General features: G+C 67.1%; 20 protein-coding genes. 13 read left to right on the top strand and 7 right to left on the bottom strand.

Going from position 1 to position 23801, the window contains the following annotated elements:
- Positions 1 to 38: 38 nt before the first annotated feature.
- The gene (locus tag LQ564_RS24475) at positions 39 to 1745 is read right to left on the bottom strand and encodes a DUF885 domain-containing protein (protein WP_231060736.1); all 1707 of its coding nucleotides are present in this window, start codon (positions 1743 to 1745) and stop codon (positions 39 to 41) included.
- A gap of 289 nt (positions 1746 to 2034) precedes the next feature.
- On the opposite strand from LQ564_RS24475, the gene LQ564_RS24470 reads away from it, so the two are divergent.
- The 3 genes from LQ564_RS24470 to LQ564_RS24460 are packed head-to-tail and all read left to right on the top strand — an operon-like array spanning position 2035 to position 5290.
- Positions 2035 to 2433, top strand: a complete 399-nt coding sequence (locus tag LQ564_RS24470; protein WP_231060735.1) for a hypothetical protein — start codon at positions 2035 to 2037, stop codon at positions 2431 to 2433.
- Positions 2434 to 3903, top strand: a complete 1470-nt coding sequence (locus LQ564_RS24465) for an ATPase domain-containing protein (RefSeq protein ID WP_231060734.1) — start codon at positions 2434 to 2436, stop codon at positions 3901 to 3903.
- A gap of 7 nt (positions 3904 to 3910) precedes the next feature.
- Positions 3911 to 5290 carry a hybrid sensor histidine kinase/response regulator gene (locus LQ564_RS24460; protein WP_231060733.1) on the top strand — a complete coding sequence of 460 codons (1380 nt, stop codon included), beginning with the start codon at positions 3911 to 3913 and terminating at the stop codon, positions 5288 to 5290.
- Positions 5291 to 5294: 4 nt separating this feature from the next.
- Here the strand turns inward: LQ564_RS24460 and LQ564_RS24455 are convergent, their stop codons facing one another.
- Together LQ564_RS24455 and LQ564_RS24450 are read right to left on the bottom strand one after the other, a co-directional pair.
- The gene (locus LQ564_RS24455; protein ID WP_231060732.1) at positions 5295 to 6488 is read right to left on the bottom strand and encodes a pyridoxal phosphate-dependent aminotransferase; all 1194 of its coding nucleotides are present in this window, start codon (positions 6486 to 6488) and stop codon (positions 5295 to 5297) included.
- 62 nt (positions 6489 to 6550) lie between these two features.
- Positions 6551 to 8065, bottom strand: coding sequence for a peptide MFS transporter (locus LQ564_RS24450; protein WP_231060731.1), 1515 nt, complete (start codon positions 8063 to 8065; stop codon positions 6551 to 6553).
- Between the two features lie 162 nt (positions 8066 to 8227).
- Here LQ564_RS24450 and LQ564_RS24445 point away from each other — a divergent pair, with 162 nt between their 5' ends.
- Positions 8228 to 9205 carry an amidohydrolase family protein gene (locus LQ564_RS24445; protein ID WP_231060730.1) on the top strand — a complete coding sequence of 326 codons (978 nt, stop codon included), beginning with the start codon at positions 8228 to 8230 and terminating at the stop codon, positions 9203 to 9205.
- 92 nt (positions 9206 to 9297) lie between these two features.
- Positions 9298 to 11694 carry a glycoside hydrolase family 31 protein gene (locus LQ564_RS24440; RefSeq protein ID WP_231060729.1) on the top strand — a complete coding sequence of 799 codons (2397 nt, stop codon included), beginning with the start codon at positions 9298 to 9300 and terminating at the stop codon, positions 11692 to 11694.
- Positions 11695 to 11853: 159 nt separating this feature from the next.
- Here the strand turns inward: LQ564_RS24440 and LQ564_RS24435 are convergent, their stop codons facing one another.
- Together LQ564_RS24435 and xth are read right to left on the bottom strand one after the other, a co-directional pair.
- Positions 11854 to 12477 (bottom strand): LysE family translocator, encoded by a 624-nt coding sequence (locus tag LQ564_RS24435; RefSeq protein WP_231060728.1) that lies wholly within the window; start codon positions 12475 to 12477, stop codon positions 11854 to 11856.
- 52 nt (positions 12478 to 12529) lie between these two features.
- Positions 12530 to 13327 carry an exodeoxyribonuclease III gene (xth, locus tag LQ564_RS24430; RefSeq protein WP_231060727.1) on the bottom strand — a complete coding sequence of 266 codons (798 nt, stop codon included), beginning with the start codon at positions 13325 to 13327 and terminating at the stop codon, positions 12530 to 12532.
- A 182-nt stretch (positions 13328 to 13509) separates the two neighbouring features.
- Between xth and LQ564_RS24425 the strand changes: the two genes are divergently transcribed.
- From LQ564_RS24425 to LQ564_RS24390, 8 genes are all read left to right on the top strand, one after another.
- Positions 13510 to 14340 (top strand): ABC transporter substrate-binding protein, encoded by an 831-nt coding sequence (locus LQ564_RS24425; RefSeq protein WP_231060726.1) that lies wholly within the window; start codon positions 13510 to 13512, stop codon positions 14338 to 14340.
- A 28-nt stretch (positions 14341 to 14368) separates the two neighbouring features.
- On the top strand, positions 14369 to 15064 hold the full coding sequence (locus LQ564_RS24420; protein WP_231060725.1) for an amino acid ABC transporter permease: 696 nt from the start codon (positions 14369 to 14371) through the stop codon (positions 15062 to 15064).
- Positions 15065 to 15074: 10 nt separating this feature from the next.
- Positions 15075 to 15755 (top strand): amino acid ABC transporter permease, encoded by a 681-nt coding sequence (locus LQ564_RS24415; protein ID WP_231060724.1) that lies wholly within the window; start codon positions 15075 to 15077, stop codon positions 15753 to 15755.
- Positions 15756 to 15770: 15 nt separating this feature from the next.
- Positions 15771 to 16499: an amino acid ABC transporter ATP-binding protein gene (locus LQ564_RS24410; protein WP_231060723.1), complete on the top strand. Its 729-nt coding sequence runs from the start codon at positions 15771 to 15773 to the stop codon at positions 16497 to 16499.
- A gap of 91 nt (positions 16500 to 16590) precedes the next feature.
- Positions 16591 to 17772: an FAD-dependent oxidoreductase gene (locus LQ564_RS24405; protein WP_231060722.1), complete on the top strand. Its 1182-nt coding sequence runs from the start codon at positions 16591 to 16593 to the stop codon at positions 17770 to 17772.
- A 69-nt stretch (positions 17773 to 17841) separates the two neighbouring features.
- Positions 17842 to 18456 carry a pyridoxamine 5'-phosphate oxidase family protein gene (locus tag LQ564_RS24400; protein ID WP_231060721.1) on the top strand — a complete coding sequence of 205 codons (615 nt, stop codon included), beginning with the start codon at positions 17842 to 17844 and terminating at the stop codon, positions 18454 to 18456.
- A 360-nt stretch (positions 18457 to 18816) separates the two neighbouring features.
- Positions 18817 to 20112, top strand: coding sequence for a hypothetical protein (locus LQ564_RS24395; RefSeq protein ID WP_231060720.1), 1296 nt, complete (start codon positions 18817 to 18819; stop codon positions 20110 to 20112).
- A 54-nt stretch (positions 20113 to 20166) separates the two neighbouring features.
- A complete protein-coding gene (locus LQ564_RS24390; RefSeq protein WP_231060719.1) occupies positions 20167 to 20415 on the top strand; it encodes a hypothetical protein in 249 nt (82 codons plus the stop codon).
- Positions 20416 to 20427: 12 nt separating this feature from the next.
- Here LQ564_RS24390 and LQ564_RS24385 read toward each other — a convergent pair whose 3' ends face one another.
- Positions 20428 to 21174: a pseudouridine synthase gene (locus tag LQ564_RS24385; protein WP_231060718.1), complete on the bottom strand. Its 747-nt coding sequence runs from the start codon at positions 21172 to 21174 to the stop codon at positions 20428 to 20430.
- Positions 21175 to 21197: 23 nt separating this feature from the next.
- The gene (locus LQ564_RS24380; RefSeq protein WP_231060717.1) at positions 21198 to 23792 is read right to left on the bottom strand and encodes a [protein-PII] uridylyltransferase; all 2595 of its coding nucleotides are present in this window, start codon (positions 23790 to 23792) and stop codon (positions 21198 to 21200) included.
- Positions 23793 to 23801: the final 9 nt, after the last annotated feature.

Below are 23801 nucleotides of genomic sequence, written 5' to 3'. Positions count from 1 at the left end.
CGCAGGCCGGGATCCAAGTTTGCCAGGGCAGCGTTAGCTCACAACTCCTTCGGATACGGCGACTTCCCACCCTCCGCAATAAACTGATCAATCCTCTGCTCCAGCACCGGCAACGGCACCGACCCCAGCTGCAGCACCGTATCATGGAAGTTCCGGATATCGAACTTCGACCCCAGCGCCTTCTCCGCCTTGGCCCGCGCCGCCTGGATCGTCATCTGCCCCAGGTAATACGACAGCGCCTGCCCCGGCCACGAGATGTAGCGGTCGACTTCGGTCTCCACCTCGTGTCGCGCCAGCGCCGTATTCTCCATCAAATACGCCTGCGCCTGCTCGCGCGTCCACCCCTTGGCGTGGATGCCGGTATCGACCACCAGGCGTGACGCCCGCCATGCCTGGTAACTGAGCATGCCGAAATGCTCGTACGGCGTCTCGTAGATCCCCATCTCGGCCCCCAGCCGCTCCGCATACAGCGCCCAGCCTTCGCCGAAGGCCGAGATGTAGGCGCGCCGGAAGTTCGGCACGCCTTTCTGCTCCTGCGCCACCGGCATCTGGAAGGCGTGGCCCGGCGCCGATTCGTGCAGGGTCAAAGCCGGCAGGCTGTAGAGCGCGCGCGCCGGCAGGTTGTAGGTATTGACCCAGTAGGCCCCCGGCCCGCCGCGTCCCGCCGTGTAGAACGGTGCCTGGTCGTCGGGCACCGGCAGGATGGCGAAGCGGCGCCGCGGCAGGTAGCCGAAGTACTGGTCGGCCTTGGCGTCGAACTTCTTGGCGGTCCAGGCCGCGCGCATCAGCAGTTCCTGCGGGGTCCTGGCATAGAACTGCGGGTCGGTGCGCAGGAACTGCAGGAAGGCCGGCAGCTCGCCCGCGAAGCCGGCCTGCTTCATGGTCTCCAGCATCTCGGCGCGGATCTTGGCCATCTCCGCCAGCCCGATCGCGTGGATCTGCTCGGCCGTCAGGTGCGTGGTCGTGAATTCGACGATCTTCGACTGGTAATACGCTTTCCCGCCCGGCATGCTCTCGGCGGCGAGGGTGGCGCGCGCCTGCGGCACGTAGTCGTTGCGGAAGAAGGCCAGCACCCTGGCATAGGCCGGCTGCACCTGCCGCCGGATGACCTCGCGCGCCTGTGCGCGTAGCGCTTCCTGCTCGCCGGCGGGAATCGCCGCCGGCATGGTCTTGAACGGGGTGTAGAACACGACATCCTGCGCCGACTTGGCCTCGGCGATCGCCGCCAGCGCCACGTCGCGCCCCGCCAGGGTCACGCGCGGCGGCGTGAAGCCGCGCGCCAGGCCGGCGCGCATGTTCGCCGTCTCCTGCTCGAAGTAGCCGGGGAGGGCGGCCAGCTGCTGCAGGTAGTTGCGGTAGTCCTCGCGCGTGGCGAAGGGCCGGCGCGCGCTGAAGGTGACGCTGGTCCAGAAGGCGCTGTCGGCGTTGACCGGCTGCTCGTATTCGCGGAAGCGCTGGGCGTCCAGCAGGGCGGCGATCTGGGCGCGGTAGACCGCGTAGTTCACCTGCTCGGGAGCGGACAGTGCGGCCGGCCTGATACCGTCGAGCTCCTTCAGGATGCCTTCCCAATACACCCGGCGTGCCTCCTGGGCCGGGGCGTCGACCCGCGCGAACGAGGTGCCGACGCCGCGCTCGCCTTCGCCGCGGGCAAGCTGCTCCGCGACGCGCCACTTCCATTCTTTGGTGTAGATTGTCTTGAAACGCGCGTCGGCGCTGGGGGCGGCTTGGGCAGAGGAAACTGCCACGGCCAAAACGATCCATGCCGCCGGAACGGCCGTGCTCAGTCTCATGTTCATTTCTTCCCGCGATCATCGAGCGACATTGCTCGGCAATGCATCTTAGCGGGGCTGTGCTTGTTTGACATCAACCAAAATGTTTCTGGACGATCGTAGTCGAATTAATCAGTTTGCCGGAACGACACGTTATAATGCGCGTTGCACTGGGAGCCGGCCCCGGCGTCCATTGCCGCGCACTGGCGCCAGTCCAGTAGATCCAGACAACCATCAGCGGCATTCATTGTTGAACGACGAAGACATGACGAATCGTACGGGCGCGCCGACGTCCGCGGCGGGCAGCGGCGCGCTGCTGCAACCGTGGCGGCGCATCGCGCAGCAGCTTTGCCCGCTGATCGGCGAGAGCGGCTTTTGCGCCTTATTCGGGCGGGCCGTGCACATGATCGGTCCGGAGCACGCCTGGCTGGCGCAGCAGCAGCCCTGCCGTTCGCCCGACCAGCTGTTCACCGCCCTCGAAGAGCGCCTCGGCAGCGTCGACGCGGCGCAGGCCGGCGCGGCCAATGAGGCCCTGCTGCGCACCTTTACCCAACTACTTGCCGCACTCATCGGTGAGAAACTGACCCAGCGCCTGCTGGCGTCGGCCACGGCCCCTGCGGAACCCGCGCCAGGCCAGCAGACGAATGCACAGGAGCAGAAATAAATGAGCGACAAAGTATCCTTGGGGAAATTGGCTACCGGCGTGCCGGGGCTCGATATCCTCCTGGGCGGTGGATTGAACGAGTTCTCGTTCAACCTGATCACCGGAGCGCCCGGCTGCGGCAAGACCACGCTCGCGCACCAGATCATGTTCTCGCTCGCCACCACCGAGCGCCGCGCGCTGTTCTTCACCGTGCTGGGCGAGCCGCCGCTGAAGATGCTGCGCTACCAGCAGCAGTACAGCTTCTTCGACATGGAGAAGGTCGGCACCGCGATCCGCTACGTGAACCTGGCGGCCGACCTGCGCGCCGGCGACTTCAGCGGCGTGCTCGAGCGCATCACGAAAGAGGTCGAGGACTTCGCCCCCAGCCTGGTGTTCGTCGACTCGTTCCGCTCGGTGATCCAGACCGGCAAGCCGGGCATCGAAGGCATGAGCGACCTGCAGTATTTTGTCCAGGAGCTGGGCACCCGCATGACCAGCTGGATGGCTACCACCTTCCTGATCGGCGAATACCAGAAGAGCGAGATCGAGGCCAACCCGATCATGACGGTGGCCGACGGCACGCTGGCCCTGTCGCAGAACCATGACCAGAACGCGGTGGTGCGCAAGATCCGCGTGGTCAAGATGCGCGGCCAGGCCCACATGGCCGGCTCGCACACCTTCCGCATCACCGACGCCGGCCTGCGCATCTATCCACGCCTGCTGCCGCCGCTGGCCTCGGACCACCGGGCGGGCATGGAGGTCGACCGCGAGCCGCGCCGCATCCCGACCGGCATTCCGGGGCTCGACGAGCTGCTGCACGGCGGCCTGCCGCAGGGGCATTCGCTGCTGGCGCTCGGACCGACCGGCTGCGGCAAGACCATCATGGGGTCGAAGTTCCTGCAGGCCGGCGTCGAGCGCGGCGAGAACGGCGTCATCATGCTGTTCGAGAAGGGCACCTCGCGCCTGCGCAACGCCGAACTGGCCGCGATGGTGCAGTCCGGCCGGGTCGGCGTGGTGGAGACCCGCTACATCGACATGACCGCCGAGGAGTTCGAGGACGACCTGCTGGTCGCGATCGACCGCATCGGCGCGCGCCGCGTCGTCATCGACTCGCTGTCCGAGTTCAGCCTGTACCTCGCGCCCGAGTGCCGGCGCGACCTGCGCGAAGCCGTGTTCCGCATCCTCACCAGCCTGGCCAAGAAGGGCGTGACGGTGCTGGTCACGGTCGGCCTGGACGACCGCAGCCTTGATATGAATTCGGCGCGCGCCGACCTTGCTTACCTCACCGACGCCCTGGTCGCCATGCGCTACGCCGAAGTCGACGGGCATGTGAAGCGCTACATGTCGGTGGTCAAGGTGCGTGGCAGCGACCATAGCCACGACCTGCGCGAATACCGCATCACCGACGAGGGCATCGAGGTCGACGCCTTGCCGGCGCCTGTGAGCGGGGTCATGTATGGCCGCGTCGACAGCGTCATTTCAGCGGACTGAGGACGGGATGGGAACGCACGACAAATCGGCTGACGGCAGTCCAGAGCGTTCCCCCATCGGCGAGGGCGGCTCCTTGTCCGGCGCGCAGCGCGAATCCGATCTGCGCAAGCGCATCCAGGCGCTGGAAGCGGAGCTGTCCGCCAGCCGCGTGCAGGCGCGCGAGCACGCCCGGCTGGAAGAGCAGGTCGAGCAGCTGCGCGAAGCCAACGAACACCTGGTGATGGCGACCGTCAGCGCCCAGTCGCTGCGCGACCTGGCCGAAGCCACCAACCGCCGCCAGACCGAATTCCTCGCCATGCTGGCGCACGAGCTGCGCAACCCGCTGGCGCCGCTGAGCATGTCGGCCAGCCTGCTGCACAGCCTGGGCGGCAGCAACCAGCAGCTGACCCACGTGGCCGGGGTGGTGCGGCGCCAGGTCGACCACATGGCGCGCCTGCTCGACGACCTGCTCGACGCCGCGCGCATCAGCAGCGGCAAGATCACCCTGGCGGTGCGCCCGATGACGCTGTCCGCCGCGCTCGACCAGGCCATCGAGACCGTGGCGCCGCGCATCCGCGAACGCAGCCAGCACTTGCAGGTGGCGCTGCCGGACGAGCCCTTGACCATCGAGGGCGACCCGGTGCGCCTGACCCAGGTCTTCGCCAACCTGCTCGGCAACGCCTCCAAGTACACCGGCGACGGCGGCCGTATCGCGCTGCGCGCCTGGCGCGCGCAGGAAGAAGTGGTGGTGGAGGTGAGCGACAACGGCAGCGGCATCGCCGCCGAGATGCTGCCGCAGGTGTTCGACCTGTTCATCCAGGGCCCGCGCTCGCTGGCGCGCTCCGAAGGGGGCCTGGGCATCGGCCTGAACGTGGTGCGCAACCTGGTCGGCATGCACGGCGGCAGCGTGGGCGCGGACAGCGCGGGCGAAGGACGCGGCAGCACCTTCACCGTGCGCCTGCCGCTGTCCGCCGCGGCGGCGCCGGCCATGGAAGTCGCGCCCGGCCCCAGCGCGGCCGAAGGCGCCTGCCGCATCCTGCTCATCGAAGACAACGTCGATGCCTGCGACACCCTGCGCACCCTGCTGGAGCTGGCCGGCCACGAGGTGACCGTCGCCTACGACGGCCATGCCGGCCTGGCCGAGGCGCAGGCGGGCCCCTACGACATCGTCATCTGCGACATCGGCCTGCCCGGCATCGACGGGCTCGAAGTGCTGGCGCGCCTGCGCGCCGGCCAGAGCGGCCCGGGTGTGCGCTGCTTCGCGATCGCCCTGTCGGGCTATGGCCAGCTCGAAGACCGCGAGCGCGCATTGGGCGCCGGCTTCGACCGCTACCTGGTCAAGCCGGCCGCGCCGGACGCCCTGCTCGGACTGGTCGGCGAGGCGCGCGGGCTGCGCCAGCCCGCCTGAGTGGTCAACGGCCCAGGAAGGCCCTGAGGCGCGCCAGCGCTTCCTCGATCCGCTCCTGCTTCGTCGCATACGAAAAACGCACATGTCTGGCCGGGGCCGCGAAACCGAAATCGTCGCCCGGCACGATCGCCACGTGCGCTTCCTTCAGCACCGACCAGCAGAACGCCGTGCTGTCCTGCGCCTGCGGGTGCGCCAGCTTCGAGATGTCGGCGTAGACGTAGAAGGCGCCGTCCGGCATCACCGGCACCTCGAAGCCCAGGTCGACCAGGGCAGGCACCAGGTAGTCGCGGCGGCGCTGGAATTCGCGCCGGCGTTCTTCGTAGGTGGCCAGGGCTTCGGGCGTGAAGCAGGCCAGCGCCGCCTGCTGGGCCACGGTCGGCGCGCAGATGAACAGGTTTTGCGCCAGCTTCTCGAAGGTCGGCGCCAAGCAATCCGGCACCACCAGCCAGCCCAGGCGCCAGCCGGTCATGCTGAAGTATTTGGAGAAGCTGTTGACGGTGATGACGTTCTCGTCGAGCGCCAGCGCGCTCACCGGCTGGTGGTCGTAGGACAGGCCCTGGTAGATCTCGTCGATGATGGCGAAGCCGCCGCGTGCGCGCACCGCCGCCAGCATGGCTTGCAGCTGCTCGGGCGTCATCGAGGTGCCGGTCGGGTTCGAGGGCGAGGCGACCAGCACGCCGCGGGTGCGCTCGCTCCAGGTCGCGGCGACGTGGGCGGCGGTCAGCTGGTAGCGATCCTCGGCCGCCGCCGGCACCAGCACCGGCTTGCCGCCGAAGCTCGAGACGAAATGGCGGTTGCAGGGGTAGCAGGGGTCGGGCATCAGGACCTCGTCGCCCTCGCCGATCAGGGCCGCGCAGGCCAGCAGCAGGCCGGCCGAGGCGCCGGCGGTGACGACGATGCGGCGCGGGTCGATGTCGAGGCCGTGCACCTTCGCATAGTGGCCGGCAATCGCCTCGCGCAGCTCGCGCAGGCCGAGCGAATCGGTGTACTGGGTGACGCCGCCCTTGATGGCTTCCATGGCGGCGTGGGCGACGACGTCGGGCGCGGTGAAGTCGGGCTCGCCCACGCTCATGCTGATGACGTCGATGCCGCCGCGGCGCATGTCGCCGGCGGCTTTCACCATCTCCATCACGCGGAAGGGTTCGATGGCGTGGACGCGCTGGGCGACCTGCAGCTTGTTCGAGAGATTGATGCTCATGCTGAAACCATATAAATCAGATCCGCCATCATACCGTAGGGTGGGCGGGTTTCCCGCCCACCCTACTGGTGTGCGTTGTGCGTGGCAGTTAACTTGCGCATCAAGGGCAAGGCCGCCAGCGCAATCACGGTGCACGCAATCGCCGCCAAACCGAGCTTGTTGAACAGGCTCGTATAAATCGGCAGCGTCTGCACCGGATCGACGACGTCGCGCGGCACGCTGGCCAGATTCGCCACCACGCCGCCCAGGTACTGCGAAATCCCGACGCCGACGTAGTAGGCGCCCATCATGAAGCCGCCCATCCGCGCCGGCACGTAACGCGCGATCATCGCCAGCCCCAGACCGCTCACCAGCAGTTCGCCCAGCGAATACAGGCCGTAGCCCGCGATCATGATCCACGACGAGGTCAGCCCGTTCACCGCGAACGCCCCCGCCACGCCATAGGTGAAGAAGCCGGCCGCCACCACCGCGAAGCCGAGCGCGAACTTGGCGGCGATCGAGATGTCCCTGCCGCTCGCGCCGGCGCGGGTGTACAGGAAGGCCAGCACCGGGCTCAGGACCATGATCCAGATCGCGTTCAGGGCCTGGAACTGGGCCGGGGACCAGGTCCACAGGCGCTGGCCGAACACGAAGAAGCCGAGGTCCACGTTACGCAGCGCGAACAGCGACAGCGAGGTCGACATCTGCTGGTAGAAGATGAAGAAGAACACCGTCTGCAAGGTCAACACCAGCGCCGCGATCAGACCGGCGCGTTCGTTCGGGGCGCTGGTGCGGATCAGGTGGAAGAAGATGCCCAGCACGACGAAGCCGGCCACGTAGACGAAGGCGCGTGCCAGCGCCTGGTATTCGAGGATCACGGCCGACGCCGCGACCGCCACCAGGCCGCCGCCCAGCACCGCCAGCAGCTTGTTCACCTGCAGCGGCTGCGCATCCGGCGGCGAGCCCACGTGCGACACCGTCGCGCGCAGCACGCCCACCGTCAGCAGGCCGACGAACAGGCCGACGCTGCACACCGCGAAGGCCACGTGCCAGCCCAGTTCACCGCCGTAATTCAGGTTGACGTAGTCCTTGATCCAGGGCGTGGCCAGCATCGAGAAGGTCGAGCCGACGTTCACCGCCATGTAATACAGGGTGAAGGCGGAATCGATCTTCGAATCGTCGCCTTCGTAGATCTTGCGCACCAGGTTGGCGGTGTTCGGCTTGAACAGGCCGTTGCCGACCACGATCACGCCCAGCGCCGAGAAGGTCATCCAGGTATTCGTGGTGGGCACCGCCATCAGCGCGTAGCCGAGCGAAAGGATGATCCCGCCCAGGATCATGCAGCGGCGCGTGCCCAGCACCTGGTCGCCGATCCAGCCGCCGATCGCCGGCGCCACGTAGATCAGGGCCGCCGCGGCGCCCCACACCAGGTTGGCGCGGCTGTCCTCGAAGCCGAGTCGCTGCACCATGAAGTACACGATCAGCGCCTGCATGCCGTAGTAGCCGAAGCGCTCCCACAGCTCGATCAGCGCCACCGTGGCGAAGGAGCGGTTCTTGCTCATCGTGGGCGCCGCTGCCGGCGCAAGTCCGTTTTTCATCTGCTTCCTTTGTCAGTACGGCCGCCGCTCCGGCTTGCCGCGATCCGGCGATGCTACGCGAGGCGCATGAAAGCTGCAATCTTGACAGCGGCTGCTGCCAATGCGATAACATGGCGTTCCCCGGCATCGATGCCGGGCGCTTTTTTCGTGCGAGGTATCTGTATGAGGCGTGTCCCTGTCCTGCTGTCCGCTGCCGTGCTGCTGGCCCTCGCCGGCGCCGCCAAGGCGGGGCCGAGCGCGCCGTCTGCGCCGATCCGCGCGCCGCTGGCCGACCATCACCAGTACATCTACAGCCCCGCGGCCGCCGCCTTCCTGTCGTCGAACGCGCAGCTGGAGCCGGTGTCGGCCCACGACCTGATCGCCCAGCTCGACGCCGCCGGCATCGAGCGCGCGGCGGTGCTGTCGGTGGCCTGGATCTACGGGCGTCCGGCCCAGCTGCCGGGCGAAGAATATGCGCGCGTGCGCGCCGAGAACGACTGGGCCGCGCGCCAGGCGAGCGACTATCCGGGACGCCTGGTGGCGCTGTGCAGCGTCGACCCGCTCAAGGATTACGCGCTGGCCGAACTGGCGCGCTGCGCCGCGAGCCCGGAGTTCGGGCGCGCCATCAAGCTGCACCCGGGCTCGGTCAGCCGCCTCGACGAGGCCGACCAGATCGAGCGCGTGCAGCGCGTGTTCCGCGCGGCGAATGCGCGCGGCCTGGCGATCGTGCTGCAGCTGCGCGGCACCAGCGCCGCCGGCGCGCGCGTCCTGATCGACCGGCTGCTGCCGTTCGCGCCCGACGTGCCGGTGCAGGTCGCGTATGCCGAGATGTTCCCGGGCGGCGCCGCGCAGGCGGAGGCGGCCACGCCGCTGGCGGCATTGAGCGTGCTGGCCGAAGCCGCCGTGCGCCAGGACCCGCGCATGCGCCAGGTCTGGCTCGATGCGGCCTCCTTTACGCGTCCGGGCCTGTCGCGCGCCGACGCGCTGCGCCTGGTGCGGCGCCTGCGCCAGGTCGGCCTGGAACGCGTGCTCTACGGGTCCGAGACCGCGGTCGGCACCGAGGTGCCGCCGAGCGACGCCTGGGCCGCCTTCCGCAGCCTGCCGCTGACCGACGCCGAGGCAGCGCGGGTGGCCAACAACGTGATGCCGTATCTGCGCTAGCGACGACCTCATGTAATTTTCTTACATGAATGTTGTACCCCCGGGCGGATTTCTGTCATGCTCTCGTTTGGTAAAAACGACAACCGGAATCCATGACGCCCACGACGATCGCCCGCTTGATGCTGTGCCTGCTGGCCAGCCCGCTTGCCTACGCCCAGAACGCTGACCGCCAGCTGCAGGGCCATACCCGCAACCAGAACACCCTCGAACTCGCGACCAGCGACGGCCGCTACCTGATCAAGCCGTATTCGGCGAACGTGGTCGAGACCACCTTCATCCCGAACGGCGAACGGTTCGAGGCGGCCTCGCACGCCGTGGTGCTGGCGCCGGTGGACGTGGGCGCCCGCTTGACGGACGAGGGCGCGCGCCTGGTGTACGCGACGGCCGGCATCACGGTGGTGGTCGACAAGCGGCCGTTCCGCATCAGCTACCTGTACAAGGGCAAGCCGCTGGTGGCGGAGAAGCACGGCTACGGCCGCGACGGCAAGATGGAGACCATCGAGTTCGCGCTCGACGACGGCGAGGCGCTGTACGGCGCCGGCGCGCGCGCTGCCGGCATGGACCGGCGCGGCAAGCGCTTCCAGCTCTATAACAAGGCGCACTACGGCTACGGCGAGAAGTCGCAGCTGTTGAACTTTACGATTCCGCTCGCGCTCTCGTCGAAGAAGTACGCGATCCACTTCGACAATCCGCAGGTCGGCTGGCTCGATTTCGACAGCCGCAAGGACGGCACCCTGCGCTACGAGGTGATCGGCGGCCGCAAGACCTACCAGGTGGTGGCCGGCGACAGCTGGGACGGCGTGATGGCCGACTACACCGCGCTCACCGGCCGCCAGCCGCTGCCGCCGCGCTGGGCCTTCGGCAACTTCGCCAGCCGCTTCGGCTACAAGAGCGAGGCCCAGACCCGCGCCGTGGTCGACCGTTTCATCGCCGACAAGATCCCGCTCGACGCCGTGGTGCTGGACCTGTTCTGGTTCGGGAAGACCGTCAAGGACACGATGGGCAACCTGGCCTGGGACCGCGACACCTTCCCGAACGCCGAAAAGATGATGGCGGACCTGAAGCAAAAGGGCGTCAAAACGGTGATCGTCACCGAGCCGTTCGTGTTGACGACCTCGCAGCGCTGGCAGGAAGCGGTGCAGCAGCGCGTGCTGGCCACCGACGAAGCGGGCAAGCCGGCGACCTACGATTTCTACTTCGGGAACACCGGCCTGGTCGACATGTACACCCAGCGCAGCCGCGACTGGTTCTGGAACGTGTACAAGAACCTGAAGGCCGGCGGCGTGGCCGGCTGGTGGGGCGACCTGGGCGAACCGGAAGTGCATCCTTCGTGGGTGCAGCACGGCGAAGACGGCGCCAGACAGGGCGCCGACCGCATCCACAATATCTACGGCCACGACTGGGCGCGCCTGATCGCCGAAGGCTACCGCAAGGATTACCCGAACGAGCGCCCCTTCATCCTGATGCGCGCCGGTTACTCGGGTTCGCAGCGCTTCGGCATGATCCCCTGGTCGGGCGACGTCAGCCGCGGCTGGGGCGGACTGCAGTCGCAGGTGGAGATCTCGCTGCAGATGGGCATGCAGGGCCTGGCCTATATGCACTCGGACCTGGGCGGATTCGCCGGTGCGGTGCTGGACGATGAACTCTACGTGCGCTGGCTGCAGTACGGCGTGTTCCAGCCGGTGTTCCGCCCGCACGCCCAGGACGACGTGGCGCCCGAGCCGGTGTTCCGTTCCGAGCGCACCAAGGTGCTGGCGCGCGAAGCCGTGTGGCTGCGCTACGCCATGCTGCCGTATAACTACACGCTCGCTTTTGACAACAGCAGCACCGGCATGCCGCTGATGCGGCCGGTGCTGTTCGAGGAAGACGAAGCGACCGCCATCTCGTCGACCTATTTGTGGGGGCATGACTTCCTGGTCGCGCCGGTGGTCGAGCCGGGCGCTACCCGTAAGGAGGTGCACTTCCCGGTGAAGGGCTCGGTCTGGTTCGATTTCCACACCGGCGAGAAGCATATGGGCGGGATCACGGAAGTTGTAAAACCGGCCGAAGCCAACATTCCGGTCTACGTGCGCGCCGGCGCCTTCGTGCCGATGGCGAAGGTGGTGCAGAGCACGCGCGACTACTCGACCCGCAGCATCGACCTGCACTACTACCACGACGCCAGCGTGGCGAAGGGGGAGGGCAAGATGTATGACGACGATGGCGAGACGGCGGACGCCTATGCCAAGGGGCGGTACGAGATCGTGCGCTTTGCCAGCCAGTACGCGGGCGGCAAGCTCGAGATCAGGTTCAGCACCGAGACCGGCAAGGCGCAGGCTGCCTCGGAGCGTGGCTTCGCGCTGAAGGTGCACAATGTGCAGGCCAGGCCGCGCGCGGTGACGGTGGATGGCAAGGCGGTGCGGTTCAGCTGGAATGACCAGCACAATTTGCTGGAGGTGCCGGTGGCGGCGCGCAAGCAGCCGTCAAGCACGGTGGTGGTGACGCTTTGAAGGAGGATGCGGGCTGGCGGCAAGCTTTTGCGGCCCGCAACCTCGGCACGTCGTTCCCGCGCAGGCGGGAACCCAAGTTTGTTCGCGGATTGCTAGCTGATATTGGATCCCGGCCTTCGCCGGGATGACGTGCTGAACAAGCGTATTGCAGTTGATGGTTCAGCGCGCAACGATCAGGCGCAGGCCCAGGCCCACGAAAATCGCCCCCGCGATCCGATCCAGCCACATCCCCGCGCGCGGCGTGCGGTTCAGCCACTGGCCGATCGACCCCGAGAAGTAGCCGAGCAGGCCGAAGATCAGCGCCGCCTGCGCGGTGAAGATCAGGCCCAGCCAGGCGATCTGCCAGTTCGCATCGCCGCGCGAGGCGACCACGAACTGCGGCAGGAAGGACAGGAAGAACAGCACCACCTTCGGATTGATCGCATTCGCCAGCAGCCCCTTGAAGAACAGGGTGCGCGCCGATTCGTCCGGCACGCCGGACGCCACCGTGGCGCCGCCGCGGCTGCGCAGGGCGCCGATGCCCATCCAGATAAGATACAAGCCACCGGCGACCTTGAGCGCCGTGAAAGCGACCGGCGACGCCGCGAGCAGGGCGCTCACGCCGATCACGGCCAGCAGGGTGTGATTCAGGCAGCCCAGGGCGCAACCGAGTCCGAAGGCGATCCCGCGCGCGCGTCCCTTGGCGATGCCGGCGCCCAGCACCATCATGTTGTCGGGGCCGGGCGAGAGGGTGATCAGGATGGCGGCGGTGAGGAAGCCGAGGAACTGTTCGGGTGTGAGCATGGTGCTGGTTTATCGATGACAAACCAGCATGGTAGCGCAAATGATGGCGCCGTCACCCCTTCGGCTGCAGCGCCGCGGCCATGTCCAGCTCGACCCAGGTCGGCGCGTGGTCGCTCGGCTTTTCCTTCGCGCGCTGGAACTTGTCGACGCCGGCGCCGCGCAGGGCGGGCGCCAGGGCAGGGCTGAGCAGCAGGTGGTCGATGCGGATGCCGGCGTCGCGCCCGAAGGCGTTGCGGAAGTAATCCCAGAAGGTGTAGACCACCTGGTCCGGGTACATCGTGCGCAGCGAGTCGGTCCAGCCCTGCGACATCAGGCGCGCGAAGGCGGCGCGGCTCTCGGGGCGGAACAGGGCGTCGTCCAGCCAGCGCTCCGGCTTGTAGACGTCGAGATCCGTCGGGATCACGTTGAAGTCGCCGCACATCACGACCGGCGCCTTCGTTTGCATCAGCTCCGCGCCGCGCAGGATCAGGCGCTCCATCCACGCCAGCTTGTAGTCGAACTTCGGCCCCGGCGCCGGATTCCCGTTCGGCAGGTACAGGCCGCACACCACCAGGCCCTGGTAGACCGCCTCGATGTAGCGGCTTTGTTCGTCCGTCGGGTCGCCCGGCAGGCCGCGCTGCAGTTCCTGCGCCGGGCCATCGCGGGTGAGGATGGCGACGCCGTTCCAGCTCTTCTGGCCATGCCAGATCGCGTGGTATCCGGCCTCGCGGATTTGGATTTCCGGAAACTTCTCCTGCGGCGCCTTGAGCTCCTGCAGGCAGACCACGTCCGGCTTGCGTTCGTCGAGATATTCGAGCAGGGCCGGCAGGCGCGCCCCGATTCCGTTCACGTTATAGGTTACGACCAGCATGGCGCCTCCGCTTCAATCCTTGTTGCTTGCCACTCTAGCATGGCGCGGCGGAGTACGGATGACTGAACACATCCCGGCCTTTATAGTCGAGAGCGCATTTTCTTATGGCTAATTGATCGTTCGGCCATGCAAGATCATGCCTTATACTTCTCCGATTGAATTTTTGCTGCATGGAGAAGAATATGTTCAGCCGCCGTCACGTTTTGCTGGGTGCGCTCGCCCTGTCCGCCAACCTGGTCGCCGCCGCCGCGCATGCCGACCAGCTGGCCGACATCAAGAAGAAGGGCACGATCGTCTTCGGCGTGCTCGGCACCGACGAACCGAACAGCTTCGTCGACCCCAGGACCCGCCAGCTGGTCGGCTACGAGATCGACATCGCCACCGCGGTGGCCAAGAAGATCGGCGTCAAGCCGGTGTTCAAGCAGATGTCGGTGTCGGCCCGCATTCCGGAGCTGCAGCAGGGCCAGGTCGACGCGCTCGCCGCCACGCTCACCCACAACAAGGAGCGCGAATCGCAGGTCGACTTCGCGCTGACCCATTTCGTGACCGGCTCGAAGGTCATGGTCCGCGCCGGCAGCGGCATCGGCGCGCTGCCCCAGCTGGCCGGCAAGAAGGTCGTCACCGTGCGCGGCGGCACCCAGGAAACCAATATCCGCGCGGCCGTGCCGACCGCCCAAGTGGTGACGTTTGAAAACACCCAGCAGGCCTTCCAGGCGCTGCGCCAGGGGAAGGGCGTCGCCTACGTCAACGACGAATCCTCGCTGCTGGCCGACTACGGCAAGCTCGGCCCGGCCGCCAAGGGCTTCACCATCCTGCCGACTTCGATCGGCAACGAGTCGATCGCCCTCGGCCTGAAGAAAGGTGAAAAGAGCCTGAAGGCGGTGGTCGACCAGACCCTGCGCGAACTCGAAGCCAGCGGCGCCGCCGAGCAGCTGTTCAACAAGTGGTACGGCCCGGGCACCCGCGCCAACATCGCCAAGCGCACCTTCAAGATCAGCTCCGACAAGATCTGATTGCCGACTGTCTTCGATAGCTAGCGTTTTGCCGTTTTTCGATCCCAGCATCCTGCAATCCGGCCAGTACCACGACTGGCTGGTGCAGGGCCTCGTCCTGTCCCTGCAACTGACCGCCGCCAGTTTCGTCATCGCGCTGCCGCTCGGCGCCCTGGTCGCCCTGATGCGCACCTCGACGGCCGCGCCGCTGCGCATCATTGGCGCCGCCATCGTCGAAGGCATCCGCAACGTGCCGCTGCTGGCGCACCTCCTGTTCTGGTACTTCGCCTTTCCCGAACTGCTGCCGGAAGGCGCGCGCGAGTTCCTGTATGCGCACAACCCGGAAGCCGTGTGCGCGGTGATCGCGCTGTCGCTGTACAGCGGCGTGCACATGGCCGAGGACATCCGCAGCGGCATCCGCGCGGTGCCGGCCTCGCAGCTGGAGGCGGCCCGTTCGCTGGGCCTGGGACGCATCAAAGCGATGCGCCTGGTGCTGCTGCCGCAAGCCTTCCGCGCCTCGGTGCCGCCGCTGCTGTCGCAGACCATCAACCTGTGGAAGGACACCAGCGTTGCCACCGTGATCGGCGCCGCCGAGATGATGTACCAGGCCGCGCGCGTGGAGACCGCGAGCTTCCGCAGCGTCGAGGCCTTCACCTTCGCGACCCTGGCCTACCTCACCGTGTCGCTGCTGATTTCGTTCGCTGCGCATTTGTACCAGCGGCGCTTCCCGGTCCGTCCGGCATAAGGCTGAACCCATGCTCGAACTGATCGATACCTACTGGCTGTACTTCCTGGTCGGCCAATATCCCGATGGTCCCCTCGGCGGCCTGGCGCTCACCGTGCTGCTGTCGTTCGGCGCGCTGCCCCTGGCGATGCCCTTCGGCCTGCTGCTGGGCGTGGCGCGCGTGAGCAGCCATCGCGCGGTCCGCTGGCCGGTGGCGACCCTGGTGCAGCTGGTGCGCGCGGTGCCGCTGCTGCTGGTCGTGTTCTGGGTCTACTTCTTCCTGCCCGCCGTGACCGGCGTGAAGACCGGCCAGGCCACCACCATGCTGATGGTGCTGGTGCTGTTCGATGGCGTCTACCTGGCCGAGATCGTGGCCGCCGGCATTCGCGCGCTGCCGAAAGGGCAGCTCGAGAGCGCCCGCTCGCTGGGCCTGTCGTACCCGCAGGCGCTGCGCCTGGTGGTGCTGCCGCAGACCCTGCGCAACGGCCTGCCGTCGATCGTCAGCCAGCTGGTCTCGACCATCAAGGCGACCTCGCTCGGCTACATCATCGGCCTGTCGGAAGTGTCGTTCATCGCCACCCAGATCAACACCCTGGTGTTCACGCAGGCGGTCGAGGTCTACCTGATCCTGGCGCTGACCTATTTCATCCTCTGTTTCGGCCTGTCCCGCCTGGCCTTCCTGCTCGAGCGCCGCCTGGCGCGGGCTTCGTAAAAGGGTAGTCGAACGATGATCGTTCTCGATAAAGTCAACAAGTTTTACGGAGATTACCATGCGCTCGTCGATGTCAGCGAGCGCGTGGAGAAGAACGAGGTGGTCGTCGTGTGCGGACCCTCGGGCTCGGGCAAGTCGACCCTGATCCGCACCCTGAACCGCCTCGAGGAAATCGACGGTGGCACGATCTCCATCGACGGCCGCGAGATCCACGCGAAGGGGACGAACGTCGACCGGCTGCGCGCCGGCATCGGCTTCGTGTTCCAGCACTTCAACCTGTTCCCGCACCTGACCGTGCTGGAGAACTGCACGCTGGCCCCGGTCAACCTGAAGCGCGCGAGCTCGAGCGAAGCGCGCGACTACGCAATGACGCTGCTGGAGCAGGTCGGCCTGGCGCACAAGCGCGACGCCTATCCGAATGCACTGTCGGGCGGCCAGCAACAGCGCGTGGCGATCGCGCGCGCCCTGGCGATGCGCCCGCCGATCATGCTGTTCGACGAGCCGACCAGCGCCCTCGACCCGGAAATGGTGGGCGAGGTGCTGGGCGTGATGCGCTCGCTGGCGCACGGAGGCATGACCATGGTGTGCGTCACCCACGAGATGGGTTTTGCGCGCGAAGTGGCGGATCGCATCGTGTTCATGAGCGAGGGCCGCATTCTCGAACGCGCCAAGCCGGAAGACTTCTTCGCCAACCCGCAGACGCCGCGCGCGCAGCAGTTCCTGGCCGATCGCCGGCGCAGCTGAATCTCCCGCTTCATGCGGGATCGATAGAAGCTGCGCTGCCCGTTCCGATCGCTTACCATTGCGCTGATGGCATCGCGGTCGTTGGGAGATCATGGAAAAAAGCAGATATCGGATCGGCATCGTCGGCGCGGGCACGGCGGGCCTGGCCACGGGCATCGCCTTCGCCCGTCTCGGGCATGAAGTCGACGTGTTCGAAAAACACCCCGCGCTGGCGACGCTCGGCGCGGGCGTCCTGATCCAGCCGCAGGGCGTCGCCGCCCTCGACGATCTCGGCGTCGGCCCGGCCTTCGAGGCCGCCAGCGTGCCCGTCGACGCCCTGGTCGGCCTGAACCAGCGCGGCTGGAAGCTGGTCGATATCCGCTACCGCGAGCTGCAGGCGCGCGCCGTCAGCCGCAGCGCGCTGGGACGGGTGCTGCAGCAGGCCTGCCTCCAGCTCGGCGTTACGCTGCGCTTCGGCGCGGACGTGCAGGCCGTGCGTACCCAGGACGAACGTGGACTGGTCGCAGTCGATGGCGCCACGCGCGACTTCGACATCGTCGTCATCGCCAACGGCGCAAGCTCGCACCTGCCGGCCGACTCCGGACTCGCCGTGCCCTCGAGGCCCTATGCCTGGGGCGCCCTGTGGTCCCTGATCGACCTGCCGGACTGGTACGCGCCGACGGAGCTGCTGCAGCGCTATCGCGGCACGCGCCAGATGTTCGGCATCATGCCGACCGAGCGCGTAGCTGACGCCCTGCGCGTGTCGTTCTTCTGGAGCCTGCACCGCAACGCCTTCGCGGCGTGGCGCGAGACGCCGATCGAGGCATTCAAGCGCGAGCTGCTCGCACTCTGGCCAGAGTCGAACCCGCTGGTCGAGCGCATCCACTCGCACGACCAGTTCGCCTTCGCCGCCTATTGCCATGCCCGTCCCTCGCGCCTGGCCGAAGGACCGATCGCCATCGTCGGCGACGCCGCCCACGCCATGAGCCCGCAACTCGGCCTGGGCACGACCCTGGCGGTCCAGGATGCGCTGGTGCTGGCCGCGAACGTGCAGGCGCACGGGCCGGCCGAGGGCCTGGCGCGCTATTCGGCGAGCCGCCTGCGCACCGTGCGCGCCTACCAGGCCCTGAGCCGCGCGCTGACGCCGTGCTTCCAGGCCGATTCGAACGGCTTGTGGCGCGACCTTGCCTTCGCCGGCTCGCTGTACCTGCCGGGCACGCGCTACCTGATGCATCGCTCGATCGCCGCGCCGCGCCGCTGCGTGCGCCAGGCCTGGGTCGCGCAGACCGAATGACGGTGGCGCGGGCGCGGCTGGCTGTGCTAGGGTAGAAGAGACCTATTCATTCCTGTTGACCGGAGCGCCATGGCCGAACATCTCATCACCGATCTCGCCGCGCTGGAGGCCCTGTTCGGCCAGGTGGCGCCGCAGTCGATCGCCAAGGAAACCGATCGGCTCCATCCCGCCTACACGCGCTGGATCGAGAACGCCCGCTTCGCGCTCCTGGCGACGAGCGGACCCCAGGGCGTGGACGTCTCTCCGCGCGGGGATGCGGGGCCGCTGGTGCGCATCGTCGACGAGCACACGCTGCTGCTGCCCGAACGGCGCGGCAACAACCGGATCGACAGCCTGCGCAACCTGATCGCGGACCCGCGCATCGGCCTGATCTTCCTGATTCCCGGCGTCGGCGAGACGCTGCGCATTCGCGGCCGCGCACAGATCGACGTCGATCCGGCGCTGCTCGCATCGTTTGCGGTCGCCGGCAAGCAGCCGCATTGCGTGCTGCGCATCGCGGTCGACACGGTGTTCTTCCAGTGCGCCCGCTCGATCCTGCGCTCCCGCCTGTGGCATCCCGGGGAACACGACACTACCGGCGTGCCGTCGCCCGGGACGATCCTGGCCGCACTGACGCAGGACGGTTTCGATGGCGATGCGTACGACGGCGCTTTGCCGCAGCGCCAGCGCGATACCTTGTACTAGACCGGAAGGCAAAAGGGGACTCGCCGACGGCTACGAACACAGGGAGGCCGGAAGCGTCGGAGTGCCGGCGGCCTCCGCCAGGATCGAGCCTGAAGGCTTCTACGTCTGCGTGAGCGGTGCGCACGGCCTGGCTGCAGAGGTCATCGGGTACATCGTGGCCGCCTGCGCCGCTTATGGGAGTGTGATCGTGAACGAGATCGACTGAGCCAGGCGTGCAGACAATTTGGCGCTTGACGACACTGAAAAGGAGATCGGGATGATCTACGAAGGAAGCTGCCACCGGCGCTAGCTTGCCCCATCTGTGAGAATTCTTGAGTATGTCGGGGGCGCATCGATGGCATGATCGACGGGATATCAATCTTGGAGATCGCGATGTCAAGACAGAGAACCGGGCCACGAAGGCGGCATTTTCTCTCCAGGCTTCCGGCCTGTTTGATCGCATGGGGTCTGTTGTCCTGTCATTCTGCCCAGGCGGCGCCCGACTACCTGAAACTGCTGGACCGGGCCGAAACCGCCAGCGGTGCGCCGGGCGTGTTCGCGCAGCTGGAAACGCTGGCGCCGGAAGCGCGCGCCGCGGTGCTGGAGGAACGTGCGGGCGCGCTGGACATGCTGAGGAATATGCGCTCGCTCGCAGGCGACGCGTCTGGCGCGGCGCAGGCCTCGATGTGGTTCGACATCGCGCGTGACGTGCAATCGCAGTATGGACGCAGTACCAGCCTGGCGCTGGAATCGGCCACCGCCGAAGATGCGCTGGCCGCCATCGTGCGAGAGGCGAAGAACCGGCAGATCGTGATCCTGAACGAAGCGCACCATGTGCCGTTCCATCGTGTGTTCGCCGCCAGGCTGGCCCGCGAACTTCGCAAGATCGGGTACGAATACCTGGCAGCCGAGGCCTTTACGCCCGACATTCCCCTGCATCCGGCAACCGTCGACCGCAACATGGGGTTCTACGTGAACGAGCCGATGTACGGCGCATTCGTGCGCGGTGCGATCCGCGACGGTTGGTCGTTTGTCGGCTACGATCACAATCCCGAGGGGGCGCAGCCGCATGAGCGCGAGCGCCTGCGCGAGCTCGGTTCCGCCCGCAACCTCGTCGAACGCATCTTCACGAAGCATCCGAAGGCAAACGTCTTCATGTACGTGGGCTATGGCCACGCCGGCAAGCAGGACGTGGCAAACAAGGATGGCTGGAAGTCGGTGGCGACGCTGCTGCGTGAGCAGCTCGGCGTCGATCCGCTTTCAATCGAGCAGACGTTCATGTACGCACGGGGTGACGCGCGTGTCGAACATCCGCGCTACCGCGCCGCCATGGAGCGCTTTGCGCCGTCCCTCCCGGTCGTGCTCAGGACGCCGGCGGGCGGCTATGCGATGGCGGGTGTCAGACCAGGCAGCTACGACATGCAGGTCTTTCATCCCGATGAGACAGAGCATGGAAAGGAAGGCCGGCCGGTGTGGATGCAGACCCGGGCAGGCCTCGCCCCGCAGCCGGTGCCCGCAAACCTGCTGCCGGCGCAGGGAAGGCGCCTGATCCAGGCTTTCCATGCGGACGACGGCCCCGATGCGACGCCGCTCGACATGGTGATGGTCGAGGCCGGAAAGCCGGCGCCGGCCCTGATGCTGCCGCCAGGGACCTTCCGCTTCGGCTTTGCAAAGTGAGCTGTTGCGAGGTGCCGTACAATGCGGCCCTCCTTCAGTCACATAGGCACCATCATGGAAAACATCGACCAGCGCTACCTCGTCCAGCAAAACAAGCGCACCCCGGACGGCAAGGCGCCGCCCGTCTTCGCGAAAGTCATGCGCAGCAAGGAAGGGAAGTTCGAAGGAGTTTCCTTCATCAAGAACAAGGAAAAGGCCACGGTCATGACGGTGGCCGACGCCGAGGAAGTGATCCGTTGGGCGACCCAGAAAAAAGGCAATGCCAGGGAATACGACACCAGGATCATCTGCGTCGGCCAGTGAGGCCGAGACAACTCAGAACTGCTCGTCCGGCCGCAGGTAGCGCCACTGCCCCTGCGGCAGGTCGCCGAGCTTGACCCGGCCGATGCGCACCCGCTTCAGGCCGACCACCTTCAGTCCCACCATATCGCACATGCGTCGGATCTGGCGCTTGCGGCCCTCCTTCAGCGTGAAGCTGAGCTGGTCGTCGTTCTGCCAGCGCACCTTGGCCGGCAGCAGCGGCTTCCCGTCCATCCACAGGCCGTGGTTCAGCTTCTTCAGGTCCGCATCGGGCAGCTTGCCCGGCCGCGTGTACTGCACCCGCACCAGGTACTCCTTCTCGATGTCGGTGTTCTCGCCGATCAGCTGCTTGGCGATGCGGCCGTCCTGGGTCAGCACCAGGAGGCCCACCGAATCGATGTCCAGGCGCCCGGCCGGCACCAGGCTGCGCAGCTGGGTCGGATGGAACTGCTCGTCCGCATCGTCCTCGAGCCAGCGGTTCTCCGGCTTGATCAGGGTGACGGCCGGCTTGTAGCCATCCTCGGCCTGGCCGCTGACGAAACCGACCGGCTTGTTGATCAGGACCGTGACGCGCTTCGATTGCTCGGCCGCGGCCTGGCGCTCGACGGTGATCTTCTGGTGCGGCAGCACCTTGCTGCCCAGCTCCGACACCACCTTGCCGTCCACCCGCACCCAGCCTTTGGCGATCCATTCATCGGCTTCGCGGCGCGAGGAGAGGCCGAGTTCGGACATGCGTTTGGAAAGGCGGATCGGTTCAGTCATGTGGCAGATACAAAAATAAAGGATTAAATCTTGAGCGCGTCGAGCAGATCGGTCTCGAGCTGGACCTGCACGCGCGGGTTGTTGAGCGAGGCGCCGTCGATCAGGAACACGTCCTCGACGCGCTCGCCCAGGGTCATGATCTTCGCCGTGTGCAGGTTGATGCGGTAGCGCGTGAGCACGTTCGCGATCGCGTACAGCAGGCCGGGACGGTCGTTGGCCGCCACCGACAGCACGTGGAACTGGCCGCGCTCGTCCGGACGCAGGTCGACGGTGGGCTGGATCGGGAAGGTGCGCGACAGGCGCGACAGGCGTCCGCGCGAAGGCGGCGCCAGCGGCTCCTGCGACAGCAGGAGCGCGCACAGCTCGTGCTCGATCAGGCTGATGATGTCGCGGTAGCTGCCGGCAAAATTCTCGTCCGTGACGAGGAAGCTGTCGAGCGCGTAGCCGTGGCGCGTGGTGTGGATCTTCGCGTCCAGGATGCTGAAGTTCTTGCGTTCGAAGTAGCTGCAGATGCGCGCGAACAGGTCGGGCTGGTCTTTCACGTAGACCGCGACTTGCAGGCCTTCGCCGATCGGCGCCAGGCGCGCCTTCACCACCGGCTTGTCGCTGTCGACTTTTTCGTACAGCGCGCGCGTTTGCCAGGCGATGTCGGAGGCGTCGTGGCGCAGGAAGTAGGCGACGTCGAGCTGCTTCCACAGCGCCTCGTGGTCCTTGGCGCCCAGGCCGAACAGGCGCAGGGTGGCGAGCGCTTCGCGCTGGCGTGCGCGCAGCTCGCGGTCGGCGCTGTGCGGTTCGCCGCCCAGCACGCGCAGGGTCACCTTGTACAGGTCTTCGAGCAGCTTGGCCTTCCAGGCATTCCACACCTTGGGGCTGGTGCCGCGGATGTCGGCCACCGTCAGCAGGTAGAGCGCGGTCAGGTGGCGCTCGTCCTTGACCTGCGCGGCAAAGCTCGAGATCACGTCCGGGTCGGACAGGTCCTGCTTCTGCGCGACGGTGGACATCAGCAGGTGCTGCTGGACCAGGAACACCACCAGCTCGGTGTCCGCGTCCGAAAGCCCGTGGCCGCGGCAGAAGTCGCGCGCGTCCTGCATGCCGAGTTCCGAATGGTCGCCGCCGCGGCCCTTGGCGATGTCGTGGAACAGGGCGGCGACGTAGAGCAGCCAGCGGTCGCGGAAGTCGGCGATCAGCTGGCTGCAGAAGGGGTATTCGTGGGCGTGCTCCGGCATCGTGAAGCGGCGCAGGTTGCGCACCACCATCATGATGTGCTGGTCCACCGTGTAGACGTGGAACAGGTCGTGCTGCATCTGGCCGGTGATGTTGCGGAAGGCCGGCAGGTAGCGGCCCAGCACGCCCATGTCGTTCATGCGTCGCAGCGCGTGCAGCAGGCCGCTCGGCGCTTTCAACACGCGCAGGAACAGCGCCTTGTGGACCGGGTTGGCGCGGTAGTCGGCGTCGATCACGTTCCGCGCATGCCACAGCGCGCGCATGGTGCGCGCGGTCATGCCCTTGATGTCGGGGCGCTCGGTCATGGCCACGAACACGCCCAGCACGGTCGCGGGAACGCGCTCGAAGGTGTCGCTTGCCGCGATGTCGATGAAGCCGTTGACTTCGTTGAAATGCTCGTTGAAGTCGCCGCCGATCGGCACGCAGGCCGCCTGGCGCGGGAACAGCTGGGCCTCGATATTCTGCAGCATGATGGTGTTCAGCTGCGTCACCACCTTGGCCGCCCAGTAGTAGCGCTGCATCAGGAATTCGCTGGCGCGGCGTCCCTCGGCGTTCTCGAGGCCGAAGGTCTTCGCGATCGCGGTCTGGACGTCGAACACCAGGCGGTCTTCGCGCCGCTTGGTCTGCAGGTGCAGGCGCACGCGGATGTCCTTGAAGGCGTATTCCTTCTCCATCAGCTGGCGCGCCTCGGTGCGCGTGATGAGCTTCGCGCGCGCCATCTGGCTCCAGGATTGCGCCAGGCCGGCCGCTTTCGCCACCCACATGATCACCTGTAGATCGCGCAGCGCGCCCGGGCTTTCCTTGACGTTGGGTTCGAGGGCGAAGGCCGTGTATTCGTACTTGGCGTGGCGCAGGCGCATCTCGGCGGTCTTGGCCTGGAAGAAGGCTTGCGGGTCGAGGGCCGCGCGGTGGCGCTTGCGCAGCTCGTCGAACAGGACCGGGTCGCCGGTCACCAGGCGCGCTTCCAGCAGGCTGGTTTGCACCGTGATGTCGGCGCGCGACTCGACCAGGCATTCGTCCACCGTCCGGATGCTGTGGCCGATTTCCAGGCCGAGGTCCCAGAACAGCTGGACCAGCGACTCCAGGCGCGCCTGGGTCAGGGCGTCGGCCGGCTGGCCGAGCAGGATCAGCAGATCGACGTCGGAATAGGGAAACAGCTCGCCACGGCCGTAGCCGCCGACGCCGACCAGCGCGGTATTCGCCGGCAGGCCGGCGGCGCGCCAGGCGTCGGTCAGGATGCCGTCGACGCAGGTGCGCAGGCCGCGCAGCAGCTTTTCCGGCTTGCCGTCCGCGTGGAAGGCGTCGATCAGGGCCTGGCGCTCGGCTCGCAGTTGATCCCTGAGCCGCTGGCGCAGTTCCGTGCGGGAGCTGTCGAGGAGCGCCGGCTGGCCCATGGCTGCTCC

The sequence above is a fragment of the Massilia phyllostachyos genome (genome assembly GCF_021044825.1).
In the GTDB taxonomy this organism is placed as follows: Bacteria; Pseudomonadota; Gammaproteobacteria; order Burkholderiales; family Burkholderiaceae_D; genus Telluria; species Telluria phyllostachyos.
This window is presented reverse-complemented; position numbering and strand designations above follow the sequence as displayed.

Coding starts and splice junctions, on each gene's coding strand:
- LQ564_RS24470 (WP_231060735.1), top strand. CDS start 2,035: ATGACGAATCGTACGGGCGCGCCGACGTCCGCGGCGGGCAGCGGCGCG.
- LQ564_RS24380 (WP_231060717.1), bottom strand. CDS start 23,792: ATGGGCCAGCCGGCGCTCCTCGACAGCTCCCGCACGGAACTGCGCCAG.
- LQ564_RS24405 (WP_231060722.1), top strand. CDS start 16,591: ATGGAAAAAAGCAGATATCGGATCGGCATCGTCGGCGCGGGCACGGCG.
- LQ564_RS24460 (WP_231060733.1), top strand. CDS start 3,911: ATGGGAACGCACGACAAATCGGCTGACGGCAGTCCAGAGCGTTCCCCC.
- LQ564_RS24385 (WP_231060718.1), bottom strand. CDS start 21,174: ATGACTGAACCGATCCGCCTTTCCAAACGCATGTCCGAACTCGGCCTC.
- LQ564_RS24465 (WP_231060734.1), top strand. CDS start 2,434: ATGAGCGACAAAGTATCCTTGGGGAAATTGGCTACCGGCGTGCCGGGG.
- LQ564_RS24455 (WP_231060732.1), bottom strand. CDS start 6,488: ATGAGCATCAATCTCTCGAACAAGCTGCAGGTCGCCCAGCGCGTCCAC.
- LQ564_RS24450 (WP_231060731.1), bottom strand. CDS start 8,065: ATGAAAAACGGACTTGCGCCGGCAGCGGCGCCCACGATGAGCAAGAAC.
- LQ564_RS24445 (WP_231060730.1), top strand. CDS start 8,228: ATGAGGCGTGTCCCTGTCCTGCTGTCCGCTGCCGTGCTGCTGGCCCTC.
- xth (WP_231060727.1), bottom strand. CDS start 13,327: ATGCTGGTCGTAACCTATAACGTGAACGGAATCGGGGCGCGCCTGCCG.
- LQ564_RS24415 (WP_231060724.1), top strand. CDS start 15,075: ATGCTCGAACTGATCGATACCTACTGGCTGTACTTCCTGGTCGGCCAA.
- LQ564_RS24425 (WP_231060726.1), top strand. CDS start 13,510: ATGTTCAGCCGCCGTCACGTTTTGCTGGGTGCGCTCGCCCTGTCCGCC.
- LQ564_RS24440 (WP_231060729.1), top strand. CDS start 9,298: ATGACGCCCACGACGATCGCCCGCTTGATGCTGTGCCTGCTGGCCAGC.
- LQ564_RS24435 (WP_231060728.1), bottom strand. CDS start 12,477: ATGCTCACACCCGAACAGTTCCTCGGCTTCCTCACCGCCGCCATCCTG.
- LQ564_RS24390 (WP_231060719.1), top strand. CDS start 20,167: ATGGAAAACATCGACCAGCGCTACCTCGTCCAGCAAAACAAGCGCACC.
- LQ564_RS24410 (WP_231060723.1), top strand. CDS start 15,771: ATGATCGTTCTCGATAAAGTCAACAAGTTTTACGGAGATTACCATGCG.
- LQ564_RS24400 (WP_231060721.1), top strand. CDS start 17,842: ATGGCCGAACATCTCATCACCGATCTCGCCGCGCTGGAGGCCCTGTTC.